Annotated in this window: 1 protein-coding gene; it reads right to left on the reverse strand. The window is 64.1% G+C overall.

Translation table 11 applies throughout. From position 1 onward, the window contains the following. Nucleotides 1-13 precede the first annotated feature (13 nt). On the reverse strand, nt 14-1,313 hold a 1,300-nt coding region (tnpC, locus tag A7A77_RS17255), incomplete at its 5' end, for an IS66 family transposase (protein ID WP_066561303.1).

Raw genomic sequence — 1,313 nt, forward strand, 5'->3', positions numbered from 1 at the left:
GTAAGCGCTGTTTTCAGCCCACGTCGCCCCAGGGCATGAGTTCGCCGACGCGGTTGGCCGGGTGACCGTTGGCGAGGCTCGAGAGAGTGGCTGTCAGCCAGGCGTTCGGCTCGATACCGTTCAGTTTGCAGTTTTCGATGAGCGTGGCGATCACCGCCCAGTTGTCGCCGCCTTCGTCGGAGCCGGCGAACAGCGCATTTTTGCGATTGAGTGCAAGCGGGCGGATGGAGCGCTCGACGGTGTTGTTGTCGAGATCGATGCGGCCATCATCAAGGAACCGGAGGAGGCCATCCCACCGGGTGAGCGCATAGCGGATCGCTTCACCGAGCCTGCTCTTGGTGCTGATCTGCCGGGCACGGGTGTCGAGATACTGGTGGAGATCATCCACGATGGGCCTGCTCCGTGCATGGCGGACGGTCTGGCGTTGCCGCGCCGACAATCCCCGCACCTCGTCTTCGATTGCATAGAGTTCGGCGATGCGGCGCAGCACATCTGATGCGACCGGCGAGCTGTCTGCCAGTTCGTAGAACTTGCGTCGGACATGCGCCCAGCAGAGCGCGAGGGTCACGTCGCCGCGACGGCGGGCAAGAGCAGCGTAGCCGCCATAGCCATCGACCTGCAGGATGCCTGCAAAACCTTCGAGATGTGCTTCGGGCCGTTCGGCCTTCCGATCGGCGGCATAGACGTAGACGACCATCGGCGGATCGCTGCCGCCCCAGGGTCGATCATCGCGGGCATAGGCCCATAGCTGACCGATCTTGGTTCTGCCTCGTCCTGGATCGAGCACCGGTGCCGTGGTCTCGTCGGCGAACAAGCGCCCAGATCGTCGCAGTTCTTCGAGGGCATGATCGCGCAAGGGGCGCAAATACCAGGCCGCCCGGCCAACCCAGTCGGCAAGCGTCGAACGGTCAAGCTGAACGCCTTGCCGGGCATAGATCTGCGCCTGCCGGTAAAGCGGCAGGTGATCGGCGTACTTGGAGACCAGCACCTGCGCGATCAACGCTTCGGTCGGGATGCCTCCTTCGACAATACGGGCTGGTGCCGGAGCCTGGACCACGCCGCTCTCGCATGAGCGACAACCGTAGCGGGGACGACGCGTGACCAGCACGCGGAAGGTTGCCGGAACCACGTCGAGGCGTTCGGAGACATCTTCGCCAATCTGGTGGAGAGCACCGCCGCAGCAGGGGCAGTCATGGCTCTCAACATCGACAACCTGCTCGATCCGTTCAAGATGATCGGGCAGCGAACCACGGTTGGTCTTGCGCGGGCGATCTGCCTTGCGTTTGCTCGCCTGCCCCTGCCCCTGCCCCTGC

Source organism: Croceicoccus bisphenolivorans, from assembly GCF_001634625.1.
GTDB classification, from domain to species: domain Bacteria; phylum Pseudomonadota; class Alphaproteobacteria; order Sphingomonadales; family Sphingomonadaceae; genus Croceicoccus; species Croceicoccus bisphenolivorans.